This window comes from Pseudomonas putida, assembly GCA_041071465.1.
Lineage (GTDB): Bacteria > Pseudomonadota > Gammaproteobacteria > Pseudomonadales > Pseudomonadaceae > Aquipseudomonas > Aquipseudomonas putida_P.
In genome coordinates, this window is record CP163498.1 from 5,244,481 (window position 1) to 5,268,534 (window position 24,054).

The 24,054-nt window shown below is 63.1% G+C and carries 15 protein-coding genes and 3 pseudogenes; 10 read left to right on the top strand and 8 right to left on the bottom strand.

Annotation, left to right across the window (positions count from 1 at the left end; all coding sequences use genetic code 11):
* Window positions 1-217 precede the first annotated feature (217 nt).
* The 5 genes from AB5975_24170 (at window position 218) to AB5975_24190 (ending at window position 8,943) form a co-directional block, all read left to right on the top strand.
* Window positions 218-3,613, top strand: coding sequence for an Ig-like domain-containing protein (locus AB5975_24170; GenBank protein ID XDR19576.1), 3,396 nt, complete (start codon window positions 218-220; stop codon window positions 3,611-3,613).
* A gap of 61 nt (window positions 3,614-3,674) precedes the next feature.
* Complete coding sequence (locus tag AB5975_24175; protein ID XDR19577.1) at window positions 3,675-4,658, top strand: SCO family protein; 984 nt, start codon at window positions 3,675-3,677, stop codon at window positions 4,656-4,658.
* 81 nt (window positions 4,659-4,739) lie between these two features.
* Entirely contained in the window at window positions 4,740-7,067 is a 2,328-nt protein-coding gene (locus AB5975_24180) for a putative bifunctional diguanylate cyclase/phosphodiesterase (protein XDR19578.1), read from the top strand.
* Window positions 7,055-7,927: a phosphate/phosphite/phosphonate ABC transporter substrate-binding protein gene (locus AB5975_24185; protein XDR19579.1), complete on the top strand. Its 873-nt coding sequence runs from the start codon at window positions 7,055-7,057 to the stop codon at window positions 7,925-7,927. The genes AB5975_24180 and AB5975_24185 overlap by 13 nt, the downstream gene beginning before the upstream one ends.
* A gap of 65 nt (window positions 7,928-7,992) precedes the next feature.
* Window positions 7,993-8,943: a site-specific integrase gene (locus AB5975_24190; GenBank protein XDR19580.1), complete on the top strand. Its 951-nt coding sequence runs from the start codon at window positions 7,993-7,995 to the stop codon at window positions 8,941-8,943.
* Here the strand turns inward: AB5975_24190 and AB5975_24195 are convergent.
* Together AB5975_24195 and AB5975_24200 are read right to left on the bottom strand one after the other, a co-directional pair.
* Window positions 8,933-10,041, bottom strand: a pseudogene (locus AB5975_24195) (SMP-30/gluconolactonase/LRE family protein). The gene AB5975_24190 and the pseudogene AB5975_24195 overlap by 11 nt on opposite strands.
* A 54-nt stretch (window positions 10,042-10,095) precedes the next feature.
* A pseudogene (locus AB5975_24200) lies at window positions 10,096-10,656 on the bottom strand (SDR family NAD(P)-dependent oxidoreductase).
* Between the two features lie 127 nt (window positions 10,657-10,783).
* On the opposite strand from AB5975_24200, the gene AB5975_24205 reads away from it, so the two are divergent.
* Entirely contained in the window at window positions 10,784-11,683 is a 900-nt protein-coding gene (locus tag AB5975_24205; GenBank protein XDR19581.1) for a LysR family transcriptional regulator, read from the top strand.
* Window positions 11,684-11,689: 6 nt separating this feature from the next.
* On the opposite strand, the gene AB5975_24210 is transcribed toward AB5975_24205, so the two are convergent.
* A complete protein-coding gene (locus AB5975_24210; GenBank protein ID XDR19582.1) occupies window positions 11,690-12,835 on the bottom strand; it encodes a glycerate kinase in 1,146 nt (381 codons plus the stop codon).
* 125 nt (window positions 12,836-12,960) lie between these two features.
* Window positions 12,961-14,058: a sugar diacid recognition domain-containing protein gene (locus AB5975_24215; protein XDR19583.1), complete on the bottom strand. Its 1,098-nt coding sequence runs from the start codon at window positions 14,056-14,058 to the stop codon at window positions 12,961-12,963.
* 163 nt (window positions 14,059-14,221) lie between these two features.
* On the opposite strand from AB5975_24215, the gene AB5975_24220 reads away from it, so the two are divergent.
* From AB5975_24220 to AB5975_24235, 4 genes are all read left to right on the top strand, one after another.
* On the top strand, window positions 14,222-15,550 hold the full coding sequence (locus tag AB5975_24220) for an MFS transporter (GenBank protein XDR19584.1): 1,329 nt from the start codon (window positions 14,222-14,224) through the stop codon (window positions 15,548-15,550).
* A 186-nt stretch (window positions 15,551-15,736) separates the two neighbouring features.
* Window positions 15,737-17,257 carry an FAD-dependent oxidoreductase gene (locus tag AB5975_24225; GenBank protein ID XDR19585.1) on the top strand — a complete coding sequence of 507 codons (1,521 nt, stop codon included), beginning with the start codon at window positions 15,737-15,739 and terminating at the stop codon, window positions 17,255-17,257.
* A gap of 72 nt (window positions 17,258-17,329) precedes the next feature.
* Window positions 17,330-18,340, top strand: a complete 1,011-nt coding sequence (locus AB5975_24230; protein ID XDR19586.1) for an aldo/keto reductase — start codon at window positions 17,330-17,332, stop codon at window positions 18,338-18,340.
* 95 nt (window positions 18,341-18,435) lie between these two features.
* Window positions 18,436-19,533, top strand: coding sequence for an alkene reductase (locus AB5975_24235; protein ID XDR19587.1), 1,098 nt, complete (start codon window positions 18,436-18,438; stop codon window positions 19,531-19,533).
* Window positions 19,534-19,580: 47 nt separating this feature from the next.
* Here AB5975_24235 and AB5975_24240 read toward each other — a convergent pair whose 3' ends face one another.
* The 4 genes and pseudogenes from AB5975_24240 to AB5975_24255 form a co-directional block, all read right to left on the bottom strand.
* A complete protein-coding gene (locus AB5975_24240) occupies window positions 19,581-20,561 on the bottom strand; it encodes an LLM class flavin-dependent oxidoreductase (protein XDR19588.1) in 981 nt (326 codons plus the stop codon).
* 100 nt (window positions 20,562-20,661) lie between these two features.
* The gene (locus AB5975_24245; protein ID XDR19589.1) at window positions 20,662-21,573 is read right to left on the bottom strand and encodes a LysR substrate-binding domain-containing protein; all 912 of its coding nucleotides are present in this window, start codon (window positions 21,571-21,573) and stop codon (window positions 20,662-20,664) included.
* A 69-nt stretch (window positions 21,574-21,642) separates the two neighbouring features.
* A pseudogene (locus AB5975_24250) lies at window positions 21,643-22,700 on the bottom strand (metal-dependent hydrolase).
* A 74-nt stretch (window positions 22,701-22,774) separates the two neighbouring features.
* On the bottom strand, window positions 22,775-24,025 hold the full coding sequence (locus AB5975_24255) for an OprD family porin (GenBank protein XDR19590.1): 1,251 nt from the start codon (window positions 24,023-24,025) through the stop codon (window positions 22,775-22,777).
* Between the last annotated feature and the right edge of the window lie 29 nt (window positions 24,026-24,054).

Below are 24,054 nucleotides of genomic sequence, written 5' to 3' on the forward strand. Positions count from 1 at the left end.
CCGATCCACCCAGTGAGTGGGCATTGGGTCACCCGCTTTTGGGGACTTAGGCCCATTCTTGACGCGCCATTATTTAGCGCACCCTAGGCGCCGCAAGGTTTTGTATGACAAAGCATTACTGAAATACCTGTTGGCACAGCCGTTGCTCAGGCCCAAAGACCAGGCAAAACGCCATTGATGGCCCTCAGCCATACAGCCGTGAGCGAGGCATAAGGCAATGAAAACACCTGCCGTGATTCACCCGAACCGGTATGTATTCCAGCTCTCTTCCGTCACCGCGCTGATGCTCAGCCTTGGGCTGATCACGGCCATGGCGAGCCCGCTGGACGACAACAGCCCGCCACCGCCGACGGACCCCTCGGCCTACACCGACCAGCCGGACGACCCGACCCCGGCCTTGCTCAACCTGAGCACCTTGCCAGAAGCCAACGAAGGCTCGCTGGAGCTGACCGATGGCGTGTACGGCAACCGCGATACGGTGCGTACCGACAACGTGCTGCCACCCGCCTTGCAAACCTCGGACAGGTACCCCACCAACGGCAAGCCCAGCCCGTTGTTCGGTGCGCAACCCTTCACCCAGCAACTGCTGCTTTTCGAAGAGTTCGGCCCGGAAAAACTCGACCCGACACTGCCGCCGCCAGACCTGACCTTCCCGGTGCCCACCTTGGGCGCGGCCCCGGCTCAAGACCCCAACGTAGTGGCCCGCAGCGGCCCCAGTGGCACAGCACTGGAAGCTTTCCTCAAGCAACCGGGCCTGTACCCGTTCCCGACCCAGTTCTCCAACGTGCTTGATCGAAACCCGTGGAAAGCACAGATCGAGATGTTCCTCAACCGCCACCCGGTCGGTTCGCCCGCCGAAGGCCGTCCACCAGGAAAAGGCTGGTCGCACCAGCGCTGGAACGAGTTTTATCCGCAGGCGGCATTCAAGACCGCGCAGGCTGGCGCGCGCATCAACCTTGGCCTGCGCGATCGCAGGCAAATGCACAACTACACAGTCGGGGAATTCGCCCCAGGTGGCCTGTACTACCAGACCTCCGATATCCCGACCACGCTGGGCACCACCAAGGGCATCGATACCCGCTTCCACCCGAACTTCCCGCTGCAGAACCACAAGTCGCTGTGGACCTTCGACGGCACCTTCCCGCCCAAGCTGCTGATGGTGCGCTACGGCCAGCCGATCCTGATGCGCCACTACAATGCCCTGCCGATCGACCCGTCGGCCAACGGCGGTTTTGGCCTGCACACCATCTCGACCCACGAGCACAACGGCCATTCCCCGGCCGAAAGCGATGGTTTCGCCAACGCCTACTTCTTCCCCGGCCAGTACTACGACTACCGTTGGCCGGTGCAACTGGCCGGCTACGACACCATCAACACCCGTGCCCAGGACCCGCGTGCGGCCTTCCCCTGCTCGCCGGGCGAAACCCTGTTCGTCAACGACGGCACACCGGGCCTGAAAACCTGCCAGAACGGCAGCATCAAGATTCGCGGCGACTGGCGTGAAACCATGAGCACCCACTGGTTCCACGACCACATGATGGATTTCACGGCGCAGAACGTCTACAAAGGCAACGCCGTGATGATGAACTACTACAGCGCCCTGGACCGTGGCAACGAAGCCCTGCAGGACGGCGTCAACCTGCGCTTCCCCAGCGGTTCGGGCATGCCGTGGGGTAACCGTGACTACGACGTCAACCTGGTGATAGCCGACAAGGCCTGGGATGCCAACGGCCAACTGTGGTTCAACCCGTTCAACACCGACGGCTTCCTGGGTGATCAGATCCTGGTCAACTGGCAGTACCAGCCCAAACTCAAGGTGCGTGCACGCAGCTACCGCTTCCGTATCCTCAACGGCTCGGTGTCGCGCTACTTCAAGTTTGCCGTGGTGCGGGAAATTGCCGGCACCAGTGGCGAGTTCAAAGGCCCTTCCGGCTCCAACGTATCGTATGCCCGAGTGCCGTTCCACATGATCGCCAACGACGGCAACATCATGGAGCACGCCGTGCCGTTCGACGGCACCCTGGACCTCAACGGTGACGGCAACCTGCAGGACAACAACGGCATTCTGCCGCTGCAAGGCATCGCCGAGCGCTACGACATCATCATCAACTTCGCCAAGAACGGCATCAAGGCGGGCGACAAGCTGTACTTCGTCAACCTGGAAGAGCACCGCACGGGCAAGGGCCCGGAAGGCACCATTTCGCTGGCCGACGTACTGTCGGAAAAATACAAGGCGGTGATCAAGCAGACCAGCAAAGGCCCACAGTGGGATAAAGGCGACCCAGCGGTCGGCAAGTTCCTGCAACTGTTGGTGCAGCCATACACCGGCCAGGACCTGAGCATGGACCCGGTGGCCTACGAGCCAGCCAAACCAGGCAAAGCCGCAGGCCTGAAAATGCTGCCGCTGCCCATTGATCGCAACTCGGCTACCGACCTGGCCAAGATCAAGGATGCCCGCCACCGTGAGTTCATCTTTGGCCGCTCCGATGGCACCGACACCACCCCCTGGACCATCAAGACCGACGGTGGCTTTGGCTACAGCATGGACCCACGGCGTATCAGTGCGGCACCGCAACTGGCCAACCAGTCCACCGACGGCGGCTTCAGTGGCGACGGCACCCTGGAAGTGTGGAAGATCAAGAACGGCGGTAATGGCTGGAGCCACCCGGTACACGTGCACTTCGAGGAAGGCGTGATTCTTAGCCGTGACGGCAAGGCCCCGCCAGAATGGGAAAAATGGGCACGCAAGGACGTATACCGTATCGGGCCGGATGCCGATTCTTCGGAAGAGGTGGAAATGGCCATCCGCTTCCGCGAATTCGCCGGTACCTACATGGAGCACTGCCACAACACCCAGCATGAAGACTCGTCGATGCTATTGCGCTGGGACATTGAACACCCAGGGCAGTTCCAGGTGATGCCGACACCGCTGCCAGGGTGGGATGGCGTGCAATACATGGCGTCGGTTGGCCTGCCGACCTTCCGCACCAAAGGCCATGACGACAACGACGACCCGGCCAACAAACCACCTGTGGCGGCTAACGACAGTGCTGCAACGACCGCTGGCAAACCGATCACCCTGAACGTGCTGGCCAATGACACCGACCCGGACGGCAACGTACCGCTGACCGTGACCGGCCTCAGCCAACCGGACTCTGGCCAGGGCACCGTCAGCACGGATGGCACCACGGTGACCTATACCCCACCGGCCACGGTCGAGACGCCGTTCACTGCCAGCTTCAATTACACCGCGCGTGATGCCAAGGGTGCCGAGTCGGTAACCCCGGCCACCGTCAGCATTGCCGTGAGCCCGGCAGCCGCGGTCGACCAGGTCCAGGTCACCAGTGCCACGGTGCAGGTGCGCAGTGGCAACCGCTACACCTGGGACGTGGCGGGCACGACTTCGGTGGCGACCGGCAACAGCATCAGTGTGACTGCAGCGTCTACCAGCGGCCCACTGAATCTGGGCAATGCCACGCTGACGGTCGCCACCTCCGGTGCTCGCTGGAAACTGTCGGTGACCACCACCGGCACGGGCCCGGCAACGCCGGCAACGGTGACCGTGAAATCGGCCCTGGGGCAAAGTGTGACGGTGCCGATCAGCATCAAGTAACCGACGCGTGAAACGGGGCCGCTGTGCGGCCCCACTTCAACCAAGCAACGAGGATCGCATCATGCACGGCTCATGGCGTTTCCTGCTGGTACTCGCGCTGTTCGCCGCCAGCATTCCATTTTGGCCACTGCAGCCGCCACAACCGGTAGCTGAAGAAGCCGCCACGCCCTGGGGTGCCAGCTATTTCCCCAACATACCCCTGCTGACCCAGGACGGCGAAAAAGTGCATTTCTTCGACGACCTGATCAGGGACAAGGTGGTCGCCATCAACTTCATCTTCACCGGCTGTTCCGATTCCTGCCCGGTGGAAACCGCCCGCCTGCGGCAGGTACAGAAAATCCTCGGTGACCGTGTCGGCAAGGATATCTTCCTCTATTCCATCAGCATCGACCCCTACAACGACACTCCCGCCACCCTCAAACGCTATGCCGAAAAGTTCGGCATAGGCCCTGGCTGGACGCTGCTGACCGGCGAACCCGACGATATCGAGCAACTGCGCCGCAGCCTGGGGCTGTGGATCGATGGCCTGGAAAACGGCCGCTCCAAAGACCACAACCTGAGCTTGATCATCGGTAACCAGGCCACTGGCCGCTGGATGAAGGCTTCGCCCTTCGAAAGCCCGTATATCCTCGCCGACCGTCTGGGCAACAGCCTGCACAACTGGAAGCAGGCCAGCGCCCTGGCCAATGACTATGCCCAGGCCCCGCAGGTGCGTCCGCCCAGCAGTGGCGAGCAGATCTTCCGCACCCGCTGCTCGTCCTGCCACACCTTGGGCAACATCGAGCCAGGCCAGCCAGGCATCGGCCCCGACCTGCTGGGCGTGACGCGTCAGCGTGACGCCAACTGGCTGACCCGCTGGCTGAAGGAGCCCGACCAGATGCTGGCCGAGAAAGACCCGCTGGCCATGCTGCTGTATGAGCAATACAACCGCTTGGCCATGCCCAACATGCGCCTCGGCGATGCCGAAGTCAGCGCATTGATGAGCTACATCGAAGAAGAAACCGCACGTCTGCAGACACCCGTGGCGAATAGGGAAAACCCCTAAAGGCGATTGGCCATCAGTCATTAGGTTGTCATCTTACTGTCGTATTTTCCGAACATCACCCAGGGTCGGGAACTATCAGCAGTGATACGCCGTTCGCTTTCCTCTTCCAGCCTTTTGCGGCTGCTGATCCTGATGCTCTGTGCAGCGACCCTGGCCTTTCTCTGGGGGTTGCACGTTACGCAGAAAGCCGCCGCCCGCCAGGATGCGTTGTCGGCCAAGGCCGCCGAACACCTGAACCTGGCCAGTATTGTCGGCGAAAGCCTGCGCCAGCTGGTTGACCGTGCCCAAGCGGTGGGCCGGGTTACCCAGGACGACATGAAAGTGCTGCGTCAAGGTAACTTCAGCCTGGCGCGTATCCTGGCTGAAGACCCGGTGTTCAAGCGCATGAGCCTGTACGATCGGCAAGGCCGGCTGCTGTCGGCCAGCCATGCCGACGAGGTCGCCGAGTTACCTGCCGATTGGTTGCGCCAGTTGCGGCGCCATGCAGGTCGCTACGGTTTCAAACCCTTCCTGCCAAGCATTCAGCCCCCCGGCCAACCCACCGCCCTGCCCACTTGGCGCTTGCCCTTTCTGCTGCCGCTGACCGACCCGGCCGGCCGAGAAATCGACAACATCCTGGTCGTGCAACTGGATATTGGCTACCTGGCAGTGCTGTTCCAGCATATCGACCTGGGCAGCAGCGGCCTGGTGCGCCTGCTGCAGGAAGACGGCCTGGAGCGGCTGCGCATCGATACCAGCGGCGTGGTGGTGGCTGGCGATTCATTGCAGCCCGAGCTGCCTGGCACTGACACTGAAGCGGGCATGATGACCCAGTACGTGGCGGGCGACGCTTACCAAAGCCTGTACCGCCATGTACCTGAGCGCGGCTTCAGTGTGGTGGTCAGCCAGCGCCAGGATGAAATCCTCGCCCCCTCGGCGCTGGCCTATTCCCGGCAGTTCTGGTTGAACCTGAGCATGACACTGATGATTCTTGCCAGCCTGCTATGGACCTTGCGCCTGCTGCGTAAACGCCAGGAGGCATTCGATGCGCTGGAACATGCCCAGCAGGTCAACCAGCAACTGATCGGGCGCCTCGAGGACGAACATCGGCGCAGCAGCCATGCCGCCGCCACCGACCACCTGAGTGGCCTGCACAACCGCCGCCAGTTCGTCGAGGTGGCCGGCCAGGCGCTGACGCGACAGCGTGGCAAGCGCCGGCTGATGGCGATCCTGTTCATCGACATGGACCGCTTCAAGTCGATCAACGATTCGCTGGGGCACAAGATTGGCGACCTGCTGCTACAAGCTGTGGCCGGGCGCATTCAGCGGCTGCTGGAACCCGGTGACGAGGCTTCGCGCTTTGGCGGCGACGAATTCGTAGTGCTGTTGGCCGGCGAGCGCAGCGAAGAGCAGATCAACGCCTGGGTTCGCGAACTGGTACAAAAACTGTCAGCCACTTACGCCCTGGATGGTCAGGAGGTCAACACCAGCCCAAGCGTTGGGGTGAGCATTTGCCCACGCGATGGCCAGGATATCGACAGCCTTATCCGCAGCGCCGACGCCGCGATGTATTCGGCCAAGCAGGCCGGGCGTGCGCAATACCGCTTCTTCGACCCTTCGCTGAACCTGGCCGACATCCAGGCCTTCACCCTCGAGCAGGCATTCGGCAGTGCCCTGGCCGAACGCCAGTTCGTGCTGCACTACCAGCCACAGATTCGCCTCGACACCCAGCAGGTATTGGGCTACGAAGCCCTTGTGCGCTGGGACCACCCAGAGTTCGGCTTGCTGTACCCGGACCGCTTCATCGACCTGGCCGAGCGCAGTGGTTTCATCGTCGAACTGGGCTGGGAGGTGCTGCGCCTGGCCTGTGAAGCGTTGTCGAGCTGGGATGCCCAGGGCCGGGAAACTCGGCTGGCAGTCAATGTATCCGCGCTGCAGTTGCGCCAAGGCGACTTCGCTGCCCGCCTGCTGAGCCAATTGCAGCATCACGGCATCGCGCCACAGCAGTTGGAGCTGGAAATTACCGAAACCACCATCCTCGACCCCGAAGGCACGGCGGTGACCCATCTGCACACCCTGCGCGGTGCGGGCCTGGGCATCAGCCTGGACGATTTCGGCCGCGGTTACGCTGGTTTTGCCCACCTGCACTCGCTGCCGCTAAGCAAGCTGAAGATCGACCGGTCGCTGATTGCGGCACTGTCCAACAGCCATGACGACAGCCCTATCGTGTCCTCCACCATCATCCTGGCCAAACGCCTGGGCCTGGAAGTGGTGGCCGAGGGTGTCGAAACCCGTGAGCAGGTGGTGTACCTGAAGCTTGCCGGCTGCGATATCGCCCAGGGCTATCACTTCAGCCGACCGCTGTCGCCGGCACAGTTATGCGATTACCCGCCCTTCAACGGCGTCGAGGACAAGGCATGCGTGTACTGAAAACACTGGTATGCCTGATGGCGCTCAACCTGTCAGCCAATGTCGCGTTGGCCGATTGCACCCCGCACAGCCTGCGCCTGGCCGTTATCCCGATCAAAAGCGCCGAAGACATGACCCGTGAGCACCAGCCACTGTTGCAGCGCCTGAGTCAGGCGGCTGGGGTGCCGGTGGAACTGGTGATCGCGGCCTCCTACGAAAGCGTGGTGGATGCCATTGTGTCGGGGGGCGCGGACATCGCCCGGCTCGGCCCGGCTTCGTATGTGCTGGCACACCGTCGCGACCCGCGTATCGAGCCGTTTGCCACCTTTACCTTGAGTGCCGGCCCGTACACCCCGGCGGGCAACCATTATCAGGCACTGTTGTTGACCCGTGACGACACGCCAGAAGACATCGAGGCCCTACGGGGCAAGCGTGTGGCCCTGACCGACCCGGCTAGCACTTCGGGCAGCCTGGTGCCCAGCGTCGAATTCGCCGCCCGGGTAGGCATGCCCTTGTCGCGGTTCTTTGGCGCATTGGTGTATGCCGGTAATCACGACAAGGCATTGGAAGCCCTGCTGGAGGGCCGAGTGGATGCGGCGTTCGTTGCCAGCGAGCGCACCGATGCCTACCTGGCCCGGCACGCCATGGCGCCGACACGGCTCAAGGCACTGTGGCGCTCGCGGCCGATCTACTACGACCCATACGTGTTCAGTGCCAGCCTGTGCCCGGCGCTGAGGGCGCGTATTCGCCACGCCATGCTCGAAGACCCGCAGGCCCTGGCGGCGTTCGTGCAATCGCAGGATGCCAGTGGGCTGGTGCCAGTCAGCCAAGCCGAATATGCGCCGCTGCAGCGGATGATGGATGCCGCGCTGCCGCGCTGACCCTGGCATGCAATATCCCTTGATACGCGTTATGGTGTGCTCCACTACCCATCGACACCCGCACCATGACCGATATCGAGCGCTACCTTCGCGCCGCCACCCGTGACAACACCCGGCGCAGCTACCAGGCCGCCATCGAGCACTTCGAAAGCCACTGGGGCGGTTTTCTCCCGGCCACCGCCGAGAGCATCGCCCGCTACCTGGTTGACCACGCCGACCAGCATGCGGTCAGCACCCTGCGCCAACGCCTGGCCGCGCTCAGCCAATGGCACGTCGCCCAAGGCTTCCCCGACCCAACCAAGGCGCCGCTGGTGCGTCAGGTGCTGCGCGGCATCCGCACCCTGCACCCGACACCCCCCAAACAGGCTGCCCCGCTGTTGCTGCAACATTTGCAAACCGCCGTGACGTGTTTTGAAGAAGAAGCCCGCCAGGCCCGTGAACACCACGACCTGGCCGCCCTGCGCCGGGCACGTCGTGACAGCGCGTTGCTGTTGCTGGGGTTCTGGCGCGGTTTTCGCGGTGATGAACTGGCACGCCTGCGCATCGAGCACATCCAGGCCGAGGCCGGTGTCGGCATCACGCTGTTCCTGCCACGCAGCAAGGGCGACCGCGAAGCCTTGGGTGTGCAACATCGTACCCCTGCCCTCAAAGCCTTGTGCCCGGTCACGGCCTACCTGCAATGGCTGGAAGTCGCCGGCATTGCCCATGGGCCGGTGTTTCGCAAGCTCGACCGCTGGGGCAACCTTGGCGACAGCGCGCTCAACAGCAACAGCCTGGTCGGCCTGCTGCGGCGCATGCTGGAGCGTGCCGGGGTACCGGCGGCGCTGTATACCGGCCACTCGCTGCGGCGTGGCTTCGCCACTTGGGCAACCGCCAATGGCTGGGAATTGAAGTCGTTGATGAGCTACGTGGGCTGGAAAGACGCCAAGTCGGCGCTGCGCTACATCGACGCGGCGCAGCGCTTTGGCGAACTGGCCGTGCTACCGACCAGTCAGGCGCAACGGCTTATTCCTTGAAGCTGTGCCGGGCCACGCCGCCCGTTTCCGGGCGTATGGCATACAGGTCGCCAGCATCGGGATAGTGGTGCAGGTCTTCGGGGCTCATGTCGAAGCGCGCGGTGCTGATGTACAAGGTGTTCATCCCCGGGCCGCCAAAGCAGCAACTGGTGGGGCACGGCACCGGCATCAACACCTGGTCGGTCAGGTGGCCGTGACGATCGTAGTGCAGCAGGCAACTGCCATGGTACTGGCACACCCACAACCCACCGTCGCGGTCCAGCGCCAAGCCATCCGGCCGCCCCAGTTCGGCGGGCGTTTCGGCAAACAGCGTAACCTCGCCCAGCCGGCCCTCGACGAGGTACTCGGCACGGTAGATCGCACGCGCCGCCGAATCGACGAAGTACACCGTGTGGCCATCCTGCGACCAGGCAATGCCAGTGGGCAACGCTATGTCGTCGTGGATCACCTGGTCGCTCAACTGCCCGTCGAAGCGGAACAATGCCCCGGTATTGCCACTGTAGGCATCGTCCATCAACCCGGTCACGAAGCGGCCTTGCGGGTCGCAGGCACCGTCGTTGAAACGGTAGGTCGAGCGTGGATGGACCGATGCCGAATGCTGACACACCTTGCGTGATGGCACATCGAAGATGGCCACGCTGGCATCTTCGGTGAAGATCAGGTTACCCCGGTCGGTCAGTGCCAGGGCGCCAATGCGGCGGCTGATTCGTAAAGGCTCTCGACTTCACCATCGGGCGTCAGGCAGTTGATGCGCCCGCCAGAAATATCGACGAAGTACAACACGCCGCTGCGCTCATCCCAGACCAGGCTTTCACCCAAGTCCGCGCGCGTGTTGGCGACTTTGACTGGCACGTAGTTGCATTCCTTGATGCGGTTCCAGCGCTCGGCCACCTGCGCCAGGTCGCTGGCCTGCACACGGCCCAGGTCTCGGGGGTAGCTGACGCCGCTGTTTTCGTTGAAACGTGTGGCGGTGAACTGGCCGTTGCTGGCGCGCAAGATGTAACCCGTGTCATGGCACAGCGCACTGGCCAGGTACAGCACGCCCGGCGTCACCCACTCGGGTTTCAGCTCTTCTGGCGGTTGGCTGATGCCCCACATGCGGGTCTTGGCCACCGGTGAAATGGCATTGACCAGGATGCCGTGCTCCTGGCCCTCCATGCTCAGGGCGTTCATGATACCGACCTGGGCCATCTTGCCAGCGGCATAGGCCACCAGGCCAGGCTGGGCATAGCGTTGGTACATGGCGCGGTCGGAGGTGGTCAGCACTATCCGCGGTGCTGCGGAGCGTTTGAGGTGTGGCCAGGCATGCTTGGCCAGCCACACCGGTGCCTGCACGTTGATGCCCAAGGCGCGCTGCAAGAAGGCGTCGTCCTGGGCCTCGATACGCTGATAGTCGACCCAACCGGCATTGTGGATGAGGATGTCCAGCGCACCGAAATGCGCGACGGCCAGCTCGACCAGTTGCTTGCAGGCGGCCTCGTTTTCCAGCTGCCCTGCGTGCCCAACCACCGCGAAGCCCTTGGCGCGCATGGCCGCCAGTGCGTGCTCGAGCGCCGAGGCGTCCTGCCCTTGCCCCGAACGGTCGGTGCCCAGGTCGCTGATCACTACCCGCACGCCGCGTTCGGCCAACGCCATGGCGTAGGCCAGGCCCAGGCCCTGTGCGGCACCTGTAATGACCGCAACTTTATTGTGGAAAGGGTCTGTAACGGGCATTTCTGGCTACCTTCAATTCTCCTTTTTACGATATCAACAAAAAAATCAATGACTTAATATTAAAAGCATGCAACTTTGATATCTCACAGATATCACCGCCAAATCGCCGTGCTGTTAGGAATGCAGGATGATCGAAACACGTTTGCTGAGGCAGTTCATCGCCGTGGCCGAAGAGCTGCATTTTCACAAGGCCGCCGAGCGCCTGCACATGGCACAACCGCCATTGAGCCAGGCAATCAACCGGCTCGAGGAAAAGCTCGGTTTTGGCCTGTTTCTGCGCAACAAGCGCGGTGTTCGTCTGACGGCGGCAGGTACAGCTTTTCTAGATACGGCTTACCGCACGTTGGCTGAGCTGGAACAGGGGATCGAGTACGCCCGCAATGTGTCCGCGGGGGTCAGCGGCAAGCTGACCATCACAGCCATTTCCATCGCCTATTACGACTCGCTGCTCAGCAGCCTGCGCAGCTTTCGCGAGACCTATCCAAACGTGCAACTGACCATCCGCGAGATGCCATCGGCCTCGCAGGCCAAAGCGTTGCTGGCCGGCGAGGCGGACATCGGCTTCATGCGCAGGTTGCCGCTGCCGGTGGGCACCCTTGAAGCACGGTTGCTGCTTGACGAGCAGATCGTCATGGCCCTGCCCGCAAGCCATCCGAAGGCTCAGCACGAAGAAATCGACCTGCGCGAGTTTGCCGAGGAAGACTTCGTCTTTACCCCGCAAGCACTGGGCGGCGGCTATCACGCGCAGTTGGTTGCCCTGTGCGAGGCGGCGGGTTTCTACCCAAAGGTGGTACAGGAGGCCGCGCAGATCCATACCCTGCTTGGCCTGGTGGCTTGCGGTTTTGGCGTGGCGCTGGTGCCGGAATCGTTTGCCAGTTCAACGCCGCGCGAGCGCGTGCGGTTTCGCCCGATCCGGCCGATCGATGATCAACCGGCCCCAGGCCTTGGGCTGTACATGAAGTGGAGCGCCCAGAACGCTTCGCCGGCGCTGGCCAACTTCATTGCCATGTTCAACACGCAGGCATAAGGCTTTCTAGGCGTGGCCTTGGGTCGCGCTACGCCACAGCCTCCCAATGTCGCAAGCCCGAGCCTGCAACAATTCAGCCGCATTGGCACACGCCTGTTCCAGGCTCATCGGCCCGCTGGCCAGGGCGAATGCAGCATCCACCCCATGGGCATACAACTGCTGATAGCCCTCACCCAAGGTCCCGGCCAGTACCACCACCGGCACGCCATGGCGCTTGGCCACTCGAGCCACCCCCATTGGGGTTTTGCCGCGCAGCGTCTGCGCATCGAAACGGCCTTCGCCGGTTACCACCAGGTCTGCGCCGTGTACCAGCGCATCGAGGCCGGCCAGCTCGGCCACCACCTCCACGCCTGGGCGGAACTGCGCGCCCATGAAGGCCCGCGCGGCGAAACCCATGCCACCTGCGGCGCCGCAACCCGGATAGTCACGTACATCTTCCCCCAGCAGCCGTGCACAATGGTCGGCAAAATGCCCCAGTGCCATGTCCAGCGCCTCCACCTGCTGCGCGCTGGCACCCTTCTGCGGGCCGAAGATCGCCGATGCCCCGTTGACGCCGCACAGCGGGTTGTCGACGTCTGCGGCCACTTCAAATTGCACCTCGGCCAAGCGCGGATCGAGGTCGCTGGCATCGATACGTGCCAACTTGGCCAGGGCCAGGCCGCCCTCCTCCAGCGCATGGCCGTCGGCATCCAGCAGGCGCAGGCCAAGCGCGCGCAACATGCCACTGCCGGCGTCATTGGTGGCGCTGCCGCCGATGGCCAGCACCACCCGCTGCGCGCCAGCGGCCAGGGCCGCTGCGATCAGCTCGCCGGTGCCCCAGGTGCTGCTGCGGCATGCATCGCGCTGGCCGGTTGGCACCAATTGCAGGCCACTGGCCTGGGCCATCTCGATGATCGCCGTGCGACTTTGTGGCAACCAGCCCCAACCGGCCTCGACGCAGTGCCCCAGTGGCCCGCGCACGGCCTGACGGCGAAGTTCGCCATGGCTGGCAGCAAGGATCGCCTCCATGGTGCCTTCGCCGCCGTCGGCCATCGGGCACTCGACCCGTTCAGCGTCCGGCCACACTTGGCCAAGGCCCGCAGCGATGGCGCGGGCGACACCTGCAGCGTCGAGGCTGTCCTTGAACGAGTCGGGGGCAATGACGATCTTCATGGGGTTTCTCCTGTCCTGATGAGCGGCATGCTGACAGGTGCCCGCTTGGGTCGCCTCGGTCAAATGCACAAAACGCCGGGCAGGTTGTTTGGGCGGATGCCTTCGTGACGCACCCTGCTTGCGCTTCAGTCTGCCGGCAACAGCTGTAGCCCCAGGTACAAGCTAAGCATCCCTTCCATACGCAACGGGTCGACCTCGCCCAGTTCGGCAATCCGCTCCAGGCGGTAGCGCAGGCTGTTGCGGTGAATGCCCAGGGCATCGGCACAGGCCTGGCTCTGGCCGTCATGGGCACACCAGGCGCGTAGGGTGGTGAGCAACTGGCCACTGCCGTCCTTGCTGCGAATACGCTGTAGCGGCTCCAGCAACTCATCCAGTGCGTCATCGTTGCGGTGGCGCCACAGCAGTGCCGGCAACCGGTAACGCTGCAGGCTAAGCAAGCGTTGGGTGGGCAATACCTCGCGGCCATAGGCCAACAGGTCACGTACCCGGCGGTAACCCCGACGTACCTGCTCCAGGCTCTGAGCAACACTGCCCAGGGCCAGCCGTTCGACCTCCCAGCCATGGCGTTGCAGGCGCTCCAGCAGGCGCAGCTCATCCAGTGCTACTCCTGCCGGGCGGCACCACAACAACGACTGGCGCGCCGGGCTTACGCACCAGCTATCCGGGTATCGGCTCGTCAACCATGCGGCCAGCGCCTCGGCCGTTGACCCCGAGGCAATTTCAAACAGGCACGGTACCCGCGGTAGCTGGGGTTTCAGGCCAAGTTGGCGAGCTTCGTCAAGCAAGCGCGGGGAGTCACCGCTGCCGCCCAGCAACAGCGCCAGCAGGTCGTCACAGCGCTGCCTTCGCCACTGTTGGTCTGCCTGTAGATTGCGCTGGGCCAGCAGCATTTCGGCGGTCATGCGTACCAGTTCGCCATAGGTGCGCACCTGTTGCGGGTCACCGGTCAGGCCCAGCACGCCCATCAGCCGGCCATCGAGCATCAACGGCAGGTTGACCCCCGGCTGCACGCCCTTCAGGCATTTGGCTGCGTCGGTATCCAGCTCGACGATCCGGCCGTTGGCCAACACCAGCTGTGCCCCCTCGTGACGGGTGTTGATGCGTTCCGGTTCGCCACTGCCCAGGATCAGGCCCTGGCTGTCCATGACATTGACGTTGCACGGCAGGATGGCCATCGCCCGGTCAACGATATCCTGCGCCAGGTCATGGTCGAGCTCGAACATTGCGTGGTCCTTTAGGTGTTAGGCTTTTGGGCTCGGGCACAGCAGCTTGGGCCGAGCACTGTGCAAAAGCACAAAGACAGGCTAGCCGCAGTCCCCGAGACTCGTCAGGGCGAGCGCCGGAACAGGCGACGCGGCGAAAACCATAACAACAGAGAACCCGATCATGGCACACAGCCCCGCCCCTGACCAAGGCACGGACACCACCCGCAACGCGCTGTACCGGCGCATCACCCTGCGGCTGATTCCGTTCATTTTCATCTGCTACCTGTTCAACTACCTGGACCGCGTCAACGTCGGCTTTGCCAAGCTGCAGATGCTCGACGCCCTTAAGTTCAGCGAAACGGTGTACGGCCTTGGCGCTGGCATCTTCTTCATCGGCTACGTCTTGTGCGGTTTGCCGAGCAACCTGGCGCTCAACCGCTTTGGCCCACGGCGCTGGATCGCGCTGATGATGATCGCCTGGGGCAGCCTCTCCACCTGCCTGCTGTTCGTCACCACCCCAACCGAGTTCTACACCCTGCGCCTGCTCACCGGTGCCGCCGAAGCCGGCTTCTTCCCGGGTGTGGTGCTGTACCTCTCGCGCTGGTTCCCGGCGGCCCGACGCGGGCGCATCATGGCCCTGTTCATGTCGGCGATCCCGGTGTCGGGCCTGCTCGGCGGGCCGTTCTCCGGCTGGATTCTCGAGCACTTCGCCGCCGGCCAGCACGGCCTGGCCGGCTGGCAGTGGATGTTCCTGATCCAGGGCTTGCCAACTGTTGCACTGGGCGTACTGGCGGTGTTCCTGCTCAGTGACGGCTACCAGAAAGCCACCTGGCTGAGCCCGAGCGAACGCCAACTGATCGCCGCCGACCTGGAGGCCGATGCCGCCAGCAAGCCGACCACCACCGGTGACAGCGTGCTGGCGGTGTTGACCAACCCGCTGATCTGGACCTTTGGCTTCGTCTACTTCTGTATCCAAAGCGGCGTGTACGCGATCAACTTCTGGCTGCCATCGATCATCAAGGGCATGGGCTTCGACAACCCGCTGCTGATCGGCTGGCTCAGTGCCATCCCGTACCTGCTGGCCGGTGTGTTCATGATCCTTTGCGGGCGCTCGGCAGACCTGCGCAACGAACGCCGCTGGCACCTTGTGGTGCCGATGCTGATGGGTGCCGTCGGCCTGTTGATTGCGGTGAACTTTGCGGCTAACCCCACCATCGCCATTCTTGGCCTGTCGATCGCCACCATGGGCGCGCTAACCGGCCTGCCGATGTTCTGGCCAATGCCAACCGCGTTACTCAGTGCCGGTGCAGCGGTCGCGGGCCTGGCGTTGATCAACTCGGTGGGCCAGATGGCCGGCTTCCTCAGCCCTTACCTGGTGGGCTTCATCAAGGACCAGACCGGCTCCACCGACGCCGCGCTGTATTCGCTGGCGGCGCTGATCGTGCTGGGTAGCCTGGTGGCCTTGCGCGTTACCCGCGCGGGTGCGTTGAATACTGCACGGGCCAATTAAGGCATTGGCGGGTAAACCCGGCCCCACAGGGATACCACAACCTCAAAGACTGAGGTGATCCTGTGGGGTTGGGCCTACCCGCGACGAGGCCCGCCCAGGCCGGATTGTCCACCGATCGTCAGCTCAACGCATTTCCTCCTCATCCCAGGCGTCAAATGGTTCCAAAGGCCCCTTTGGAGTAGCCCCATGACCCAGCACGCCGTGGCCCGCCTGGCCCAGCTCGACGAACACCGCCCCCTGCGCGTACAGGCCGGCAACGAAGAACTCATCCTCATCCGCCAGGGCGATCAGGTGCATGCCTACCAGGGCAATTGCCCCCATGCAGGTGCCCCTCTGGATGAAGGCGTGGTTTGCGGCGGTCTGCTGGTCTGCCCCTGGCACAAAGCGGCTTTCGCCGTAGACGACGGGGTTGTTTGTGAACCCCCTGCGCTGGCCGACCTGCGACGCTACAAGGCTTGGGTCAAGGACGATGAAATTTGGGTCGATGACCAACCACTGCCAGTGATCGAGCCGCCCAGGCACAGCGATGCTCGCTGCTTCGTGGTGGTCGGTGCCGGTGCCGCCGGCAGCGCTGCGGTTGCCACCTTGCTGGCCCATGGCTTCGCTGGCCGGTTGGTGTGGGTCGATCAGGAACGCCAGCCAGCCTACGACCGCACGGCCCTGAGCAAATTCGTGATTGCCGGGCAGATGGCGCCCGATGAGGTGCCCGCACTGTTCGAAGCCGACGCCCTGCGCAAGGGCCATCTGGAGCGCAAGCATGGCAAGGTGCGCACACTGAACAGCCAGAAACGCCAACTTACGCTCGCCGATGGCCAGCAGATCGACTATGACGCCTGCCTGCTGGCAACCGGCGCCAAAGCCCTGCGCCCAGACATTGCCGGTGTTGATCTGCCCGGGGTGTTCACCCTTCGCTCTCGGGAGGATGCCGCCCAGTTGCTGGACGCTGCCGAGCCTGGCCAACCCGTGGTGATCGTCGGTGACGGCTTTATCGGCCTCGAAGCCGCCTCGGCATTGCGCAAATATGGCGTACAAGTACACGTGGTCACTCGCCATGAAGCCCCACTGGCCCGGCAGTTGGGTGAACGTATCGGCCGCAGCATCCGTGAGCTGCATGAACGCAAAGGTGTCACTTTCCACGGCCCCACTGACGTTCAACGCATCGAGGGCCAGGGCAGCGTCGAAGCCGTGCAGTTGGCCAACGGTGAACGGCTGCAGACACCCCTGGTGCTGCTGGGGACTGGCGTCAAACCGGCCACTGGCTTCCTTCAAGGTGTGCCGCTGACCGAGGACAAATCCGTGAGAGTCGATGCAGAAATGCGCGCTGCCGATGGGCTGTGGGCTGCAGGTGATATCGCCACCTTTCCGTTCAGTGGCCGGCCAGTGCGTATCGAGCACTGGCGCCTGGCCCAGCAACATGGGGTGATCGCTGCCGCCAACATGCTTGGCGAACAACGCCGCTATGCCGATGTGCCGTTCTTCTGGACTTACCAGCACGGCCGCACCTATGAAGTACTCGGCCATGCCCAGGACTGGAACCGGATCGAGTTCGTCGGTGAGCCCGAGAACGGCGATTTCATTGCCCTGCAGTGTGTGGATGAACGGGTCGAAGCCGTGATCGCCAAGGGTTACTCCGATGCCATGGCGGCGCTGTCGCAACGCATGAAGCGGCCATTGAGCCTGCAGGAGGCGTTGCAGGTGATTGGCTGAAGGCCGCCTTTCAATGCGTCCCGGTTGTGTGTAAAACAGGTGGATCAGCCGACTGCAAAAGGACCCCCGCGCATGATCTACCGCCCACTCGGCCACAGTGGCCTGCAGGTTTCCGCCCTTACCCTGGGCAGCATGATGTTCGGCGAGCAGACCAGCACCGAGGACGCCTTGCGCATCATCGACAAGGCCTGGGATCAGGGCATCAATTTCATCGATACCGCCGATGTGTACAACGCTGGGCGCTCGGAAGAAATCGTCGGTGAAGCCGTGGCGCGCCATCGCCACGACTGGATCGTCGCCAGCAAGGTCGGCTTCGGCCCGGCCGACGGCCTGCCCAACCGCAGCGGGCTGTCGCGCAAGCACATCTTCAATGCCCTGGAGGCCACGCTGACCCGCATGGGCATGGATTACCTCGACATTTACTACCTGCACCGCGAAGACCACAAGGTGCCGCTGGAAGAAACCGTGCAGGCCGTTGGCGACTTGCTGCGCCAGGGCAAGATCCGTTACTGGGGCGTGTCCAACTTCCGTGGTTGGCGCATTGCCGAGGTTTGCCACATTGCCGAGCGCCTGGGCATACCCAAGCCGGTGGTCAGCCAGCCGCTGTACAACATCGTCAACCGCCAGGCCGAGCCCGAGCAACTCACCGCCGCAGCGGCCCATGGCCTTGGCGTAGTGCCTTTCAGCCCGCTGGCCCGAGGCGTGCTCAGTGGCAAGTATGCGCCGGGCGCCGTACCGGACGCCGGGAGCCGTGCAGGGCGGCAGGACAAACGCATCATGGAAGTGGAATGGCGCCAGGAGTCGTTGGCCATTGCCCGGCAGATTCAAACGTATGTCGAGGCCAAGGGTGTTGGCATTGTCGAGTTCGCCATTGCCTGGGTGTTGAACAACCAACTGGTGAGCTCTGCGATTGTCGGGCCACGTACCGAAGAGCAGTGGGAGACCTACGGCGGCGCACTGGCGGTGAAGATAACCGCAGAGGATGAAGCCTTCATCGATTCACTGGTGACGCCTGGGCATGCGTCGACACCGGGGTTCAATGATGTGGCCCATTATGTGAGCGGGCGGATGGCGCGTAGCTGAGCCATTGGGGAGCCCAACGCCGGGCTCCCGGTCCCCCCTTTCCCCAATCACCTCGGTATCGTGCGCACCATTGGTTTTTCACCTCTGGAGCTGCAATGAAACTCTTGCAACCGCTGCAAATCGGCCCACTCACCTTGCCCAACCGTGTGTTCATGGCCCCCCTCACCCGGCTGCGCAGCCTGGAACCGGGCGACGTACCCACCGCGCTGATGGCCGAGTACTACCGCCAGCGTGCCAGCGCCGGGTTGATCATCACCGAGGCCACGCAGATCTCCTTCCAGGCCAAGGGCTATTCCGGCTCGCCCGGCATTCACAGCGCCGAACAGATCGCTGCCTGGCAGCACATCAACCAAGGTATTCATGCTGATGGCGGCCACAGCGCCGTTCAGGTGTGGCACACCGGGCGGGTGTCGCACACCTCGCTGCAACCTGGCGGCGAAGCGCCGGTGGCGCCATCGGCGCTGCCGGCCGGTGCGCGTACGACCCTGCGTGACGAGCAAGGCAACCTGATGCGCGTGGAAACCTCGGCGCCACGGGCGCTCGGCGAAGCGGAAATCGCCGAGATCGTTGCCGACTTCGGTCAGGCAGCGGTCAATGCCCGCGCGGCTGGCTTCGATTTCATCGAGTTGCACGCTGCGCACGGTTATCTGTTGCATCAGTTCCTGACGCCAAGCGCCAACCAGCGCGAAGACCGCTACGGCGGCAGTGTCGAAAACCGTGCACGCATCGTGCTTGAAGCGGTGGACGCAGCCATTGCCAGCTGGAGCGCCGAACGTGTGGGTATCCGTGTATTCCCGCTGGGTGGCTTCAATGGCGTGGACAATGGCGAAGACCAGGAAGCCGCTGGTCTGTATCTGATCCGCGAGCTGGCCAAGCGCAACCTTGCCTACCTGCACCTGTCCGAGCCGGACTGGGCTGGCGGCAAGCCGCTGCGTGACGAATTCCGCCAGGCGATACGCGCGGCCTACCCAGGGGTGATCATCGCAGCAGGTGCCTACACCGCCGAGAAAGGTGAAGACCTGATCGCCCGCGGCTTGATCGATGCCGTGGCGTTTGGGCGCAGCTACATCGCCAACCCGGACCTGGTGGAGCGGCTGCGGCTGCAGGCGCCGTTGAATGAGCACAGGGCGCAGTTCGATTACGCCAATGGGCCTGAAGGGTACACGGACTATCCGTTCCTGAAGCAGGCTTGATGCTGAAACGGGAGCTCAGCTGGCTCCCGTTTTTCTTGCCAGCAGCTTTAACGCAGTTCGGCCAGCGCCTGCGCTGCATAGGCATGCGAGCGCTGCCGCGCCAGCGGGTCATGGATGCGGCAGTCGATCATCAGCTCGTCCGCATCGGTCTGTTCGATCAGCGAGCGCAGCCCTTCCCGTACCCGCTGTGGCCCACCGGCCACCGTACAGGCCATGACCTGTTCAAGTACCGCACGCTCATGCTCAGGCAGGCGTTCGACATAGCCCTCCTGCGGTTTGGGCAACAAGCCCAAGCGCCCGACGTGCAGGTCCAGCATCCACTTGCGGTGCGAGCTGGCCAGGTAGTCCGCCTCGGCATCGCTGGCGGCGGCGAACAGGTTCATGCCCACCATCACATAGGGTTTGGCCAACTGCTCGGAAGGCTGGAAGTTGGCCCGGTAATGGGCAATTGCCTGCAGCAGGTAACGCGGGGCAAAGTGTGAGGCGAAGGCATAAGGCAGGCCCAGCTTGGCCGCTAGATCGGCGCCAAACAGGCTGGAACCAAGGATCCACACCGGCACATCGTGTCTGCCGGGCACACCACGCACTCGGCGTTTACCATTGTCGGCCAGGTAATCCCGCAGCTCGGCGATGTCCTGGCTGAAATCACGCTCTGGCGCGGCACCGCGCAAGGCGCGCACGGTCGGCCCGGAAGTACCTGGCGCACGGCCCAGGCCCAGGTCGATGCGGCCTGGGTGCAAGGTGTCGAGGGTGCCGAACTGCTCGGCCACCACCAACGGTGCATGGTTGGGCAGCATGATGCCACCGGCACCGACACGGATGTGTTGGGTGGCATTGGCAATTTCGTTGATCACCAGCGAAGTGGCAGCCGAGCCGATGCCCGGCATGTCATGGTGTTCGGCGATCCAGTAACGGCTGTAGTGCTGTTGCTCGACATGCCGCGCCAGCTGGCGGGATTCTTCGATCGCGTCGGCGAAGGTCTTGCCTTCGCCGATCATGACCAGATCCAGTACGGACAGTGCAGTCATGGGGTCTCCAGTGGGATTATCAGTGGCTGACAGTTTCTATGCTCCGCCGCCAGCGATAAACCCAGCTTCAGGCCCGGCATAGGGGCCTGTCATTCCCCAATCAGTATTCCCAGGGCACGCCCGGTTCCCAGCTGGCCACCAGCAAATCGATGAAGCCGCGTACCCGAGGGGACAAGTGGCGCTTGCTCGGGTACACGATGCGAATCGGGTCTGCCGGTGGCCGGTAGCCATGCAGTACTTCCACCAGGGTGCCGGCGCGCAGGTCGTCGCCGGTGATGTAGGTGGGCAGGTGAATCAGCCCGAAACCGGCCCGGGCGCCGTCGAGCATGGCCTCGGAACTGTCTATGTTCAGCCGCCCGGGGTCTTCGCACAGGTGCAGGCCGGCTTCGGTGTGAAAGCGCCAGGGCATGGCCTTTTCGCCCGCGAGGAAGGCAATCTTGTCGTGGCCGTAGAGGTCACCGGGCACTTGAGGTACGCCGCGTTTTTCCAGATAAGCAGGCGATGCGCAGGTCACGAACTGCTGCCAGGCCACCGTGCGAGTCAGCAACTGCGAGTCCTCCTTGGGGGCACCTATGCGCACGGCGACGTCCACGCCCTCCTCCACCAGGTCGACGAAACGGTCGGTAAAACGGATGTCCGCACGCAGTTCGGGCCATTGCTTGAGGTACTGGTCGAGAATCGGCAGTACATGGCGCTGGCCGAGCGACAGCGGCGCGGTCAGGCGCAGGGTGCCGGTGGGTTTGCCACGGCGCTGGGCCATGGTGCTTTCAACTTCGTCCAGGTCATCCAGAATCTGCCGCCAGCGCTCGAACGCCACCAGGCCTTCATCGGTGAGGCTCAGTTTGCGCGTGGTGCGATTGAGCAGGCGTACCGCCATGCGTGCTTCCAGGCGCGCGATGCTCTTGCCCACCGCTGAACGGGTCAGGCCCAGGCTGGCAGCGGCGGCGGTGAAGCTGCCAGCCTTCGCGGCGCTGACGAAGGCGGCGATGTCGCCGAAGCGGTTGGGTTCCATGGTGTTATCCTGACGCTGATGAGACCGCCTTAGATGGGTGCAATTCCAGCCAATACAAGGTGCTGGCCCCTATCGACCTTCAAGGTAGCGGTCTGTCCAGCTGGCCAGCGGCAGGGGTGGTTGCTGATAGACAATGCGCCGCCAGATGAGCAGCAGATCATCACCATCAAGCATCGAACCAGGCCCGCTGCCTTTCCACTGCGAAGGTACATCGACCACCCAGTGCCCTTGGTGATCACGGTGCGCCATGTTGAAACGGAAGGTGTAGTTCCCGGGGATGCCCATGCGCAGGTCGGTGACCACCAGCGCGTCGCCTATCTGGTCGTACCGCAACCAGTCATCGGTGAACCAACGCAAACGCTGGTGCAAAGGATCGTTCTTCAATGCTTGCGCCAGCGCCAGGTTGCGCGGCAAACGCTGCATTTCAGGCACTTGCCGGTCGAACCCGCTGCTGATGCCTTCGTAGTAATCGCCATTCGGCGTCTTGGCCAGTACCCGCCAGACCAAACTGTTGAATGCGATCGGCACGGCACGTACCTCGTTCGCGACGATACCTTGCTGGTCGAGCGCCGCTTGGAAGCGCTGCTCGGCCGCCATGCGCCCGGCCAGGCCGAAACCCAGGTAGCAGGTGCTCAATGCCAATGCCAGGGTCAGCAGGCGGGTAGCCTGGCCGGTCATCCCTTTGATGATGGCGTATATCACCCCAGCCAGCAGCGGCAAGGTATAGACCGGGTCGATGATGAACACCGCCGCCCAGCTTTGCGGCGTGGTCTGCAAAGGCCAGAACAACTGCGTGCCGTAGACCGTGAAGGCATCGAGTACCGGGTGGGTGACCAACACTAGCCAAAACGCCAGAAAAAGCCTGGGCAAGGTATAACCCTTGCCAGGCCAGCATTTGTTGACCAGCCAGGCCAACAGCAAGGCCAGCCCGGTGAGCACCAACAGCGAGTGGGAGAAGCCGCGATGGTAAGTCATCTGCGACACCGGGTCGGCGTAGCGAATGATCACATCCAGGTCTGGCAGCGTACCCAGTGCGGCGCCATACAGCAGCGAGCGGCGGCCCTGAATGCGCCGAGCACGGTCCCTTGCAGGGCCGCGCCCAGTACGGCTTGGGTGATGGAGTCCAAGGTTGGCATTCCTGAAAGAGTCGTATTCGGAAGCTACCTGCATACACCCCTGATGCGCAATTCCCCTGAATGGCTTAGAACAGTTGCCATGTGTACACCAGCGTCAGGCGGTTTTCGTCGATGTCGCTGCGGTAGTTGGACCGCGCCATGGCATTGCGTACCCGAATCCCCAGCCCCTTCAGCACCCCGCTCTGCACCGCATAGCCAATATCCAGGTCACGCTCGCGATCACGCCCTTCGTAACCCAGCCCGGTATCGACATTGTTACCCGTTATGTAGCGAACGGTCGCCGTCAGCCCCGGTACGCCCATGGCGGCGAAGTTGTAGTCGTAACGCACTTGGTACGAGCGTTCGTCGGTATAGGCAAACTCATAGGTCGGCACCTCGTTACCCAGCGGCGAAATGTTGGCGAATACCCGTGGGAACGGGCTGTCGCCATAGATGCCCTGGTAACCCACATGGAAACTGTGGCCGCCATGCCGGGCGGTGAACATCGAGAAGAAGGCCTGGTTGTCGATATTGCCCAGCAAAGCATCGCCATCCTCGCGTGCAGTGAAGTACCCCAGGTTGGCGCTGAGTACCCAGTCGCCCACTGGCTTGCTGTGCTTCAGGCCGACGAAGCCCTGCTCGTAGATGTCTTCGAGTTGCCCGTACCACAGGCTGACACTGCTCTGGTTGGCATTGAAGGCGTAGTCGCCACCCACGTAGTTGAACGCATCACTCTCAGCCTGGCGCATCGGCACATGGCCGAGCATCGCGTTCATCTTGCCATCGCCGCCCTCGTTGCGCAGGTGGGTGCTTTTCAAGTGACCGGCCTGCAGGGTCAGCCCGTCGATTTCCGACGAACTCAAACTGGCGCCCTGGTAGGTCGGTGGCAGCAGGCGAATATCACTGAAGGTCAGCACCGGCAGGTTCGGTTGCAGCTCGCCTATACGCAGCTCGGTTTTTGATAGCCGTGCCTTGAAGGTGGGTGCCAGGCGGCTGTACTCGTCGGCCGCGCGGCCATCGCCATGCACCGGCAGCAGGCCAGTGTTGGCCCGGTCGGGGCTGCTGTCGAGCTTGATGCCAAGCAGGCCCAGGGCATCCACGCCAAAGCCGACCGTGCCTGGGGTGTAGCCGCTCTTGAAGTCGAGGATGAAGCCCTGGGCCCACTCCTCGGCCTTGGACTGCTTGTCGGCCCCGACGATGTCGGAGAAATCGCGGCTGAAGTAGTAGTTACGGGCACTCAAGGTGGCCTTCGAGTCCTCGAAGAAGCCGCCTTCGGCAGCCAGCAGTGGCTGGCTGAGCAACGTCAGGCCCAGGGCAACGCAAGGGGTGTGATTCATTCCGAAGCTCTCTTGATCTTGTTTTTATG

Coding starts and splice junctions, on each gene's coding strand:
- AB5975_24255 (XDR19590.1), bottom strand. CDS start 24,025: ATGAATCACACCCCTTGCGTTGCCCTGGGCCTGACGTTGCTCAGCCAG.
- AB5975_24245 (XDR19589.1), bottom strand. CDS start 21,573: ATGGAACCCAACCGCTTCGGCGACATCGCCGCCTTCGTCAGCGCCGCG.
- AB5975_24205 (XDR19581.1), top strand. CDS start 10,784: ATGATCGAAACACGTTTGCTGAGGCAGTTCATCGCCGTGGCCGAAGAG.
- AB5975_24230 (XDR19586.1), top strand. CDS start 17,330: ATGATCTACCGCCCACTCGGCCACAGTGGCCTGCAGGTTTCCGCCCTT.
- AB5975_24220 (XDR19584.1), top strand. CDS start 14,222: ATGGCACACAGCCCCGCCCCTGACCAAGGCACGGACACCACCCGCAAC.
- AB5975_24190 (XDR19580.1), top strand. CDS start 7,993: ATGACCGATATCGAGCGCTACCTTCGCGCCGCCACCCGTGACAACACC.
- AB5975_24235 (XDR19587.1), top strand. CDS start 18,436: ATGAAACTCTTGCAACCGCTGCAAATCGGCCCACTCACCTTGCCCAAC.
- AB5975_24175 (XDR19577.1), top strand. CDS start 3,675: ATGCACGGCTCATGGCGTTTCCTGCTGGTACTCGCGCTGTTCGCCGCC.
- AB5975_24240 (XDR19588.1), bottom strand. CDS start 20,561: ATGACTGCACTGTCCGTACTGGATCTGGTCATGATCGGCGAAGGCAAG.
- AB5975_24185 (XDR19579.1), top strand. CDS start 7,055: ATGCGTGTACTGAAAACACTGGTATGCCTGATGGCGCTCAACCTGTCA.
- AB5975_24215 (XDR19583.1), bottom strand. CDS start 14,058: ATGTTCGAGCTCGACCATGACCTGGCGCAGGATATCGTTGACCGGGCG.
- AB5975_24225 (XDR19585.1), top strand. CDS start 15,737: ATGACCCAGCACGCCGTGGCCCGCCTGGCCCAGCTCGACGAACACCGC.
- AB5975_24170 (XDR19576.1), top strand. CDS start 218: ATGAAAACACCTGCCGTGATTCACCCGAACCGGTATGTATTCCAGCTC.
- AB5975_24210 (XDR19582.1), bottom strand. CDS start 12,835: ATGAAGATCGTCATTGCCCCCGACTCGTTCAAGGACAGCCTCGACGCT.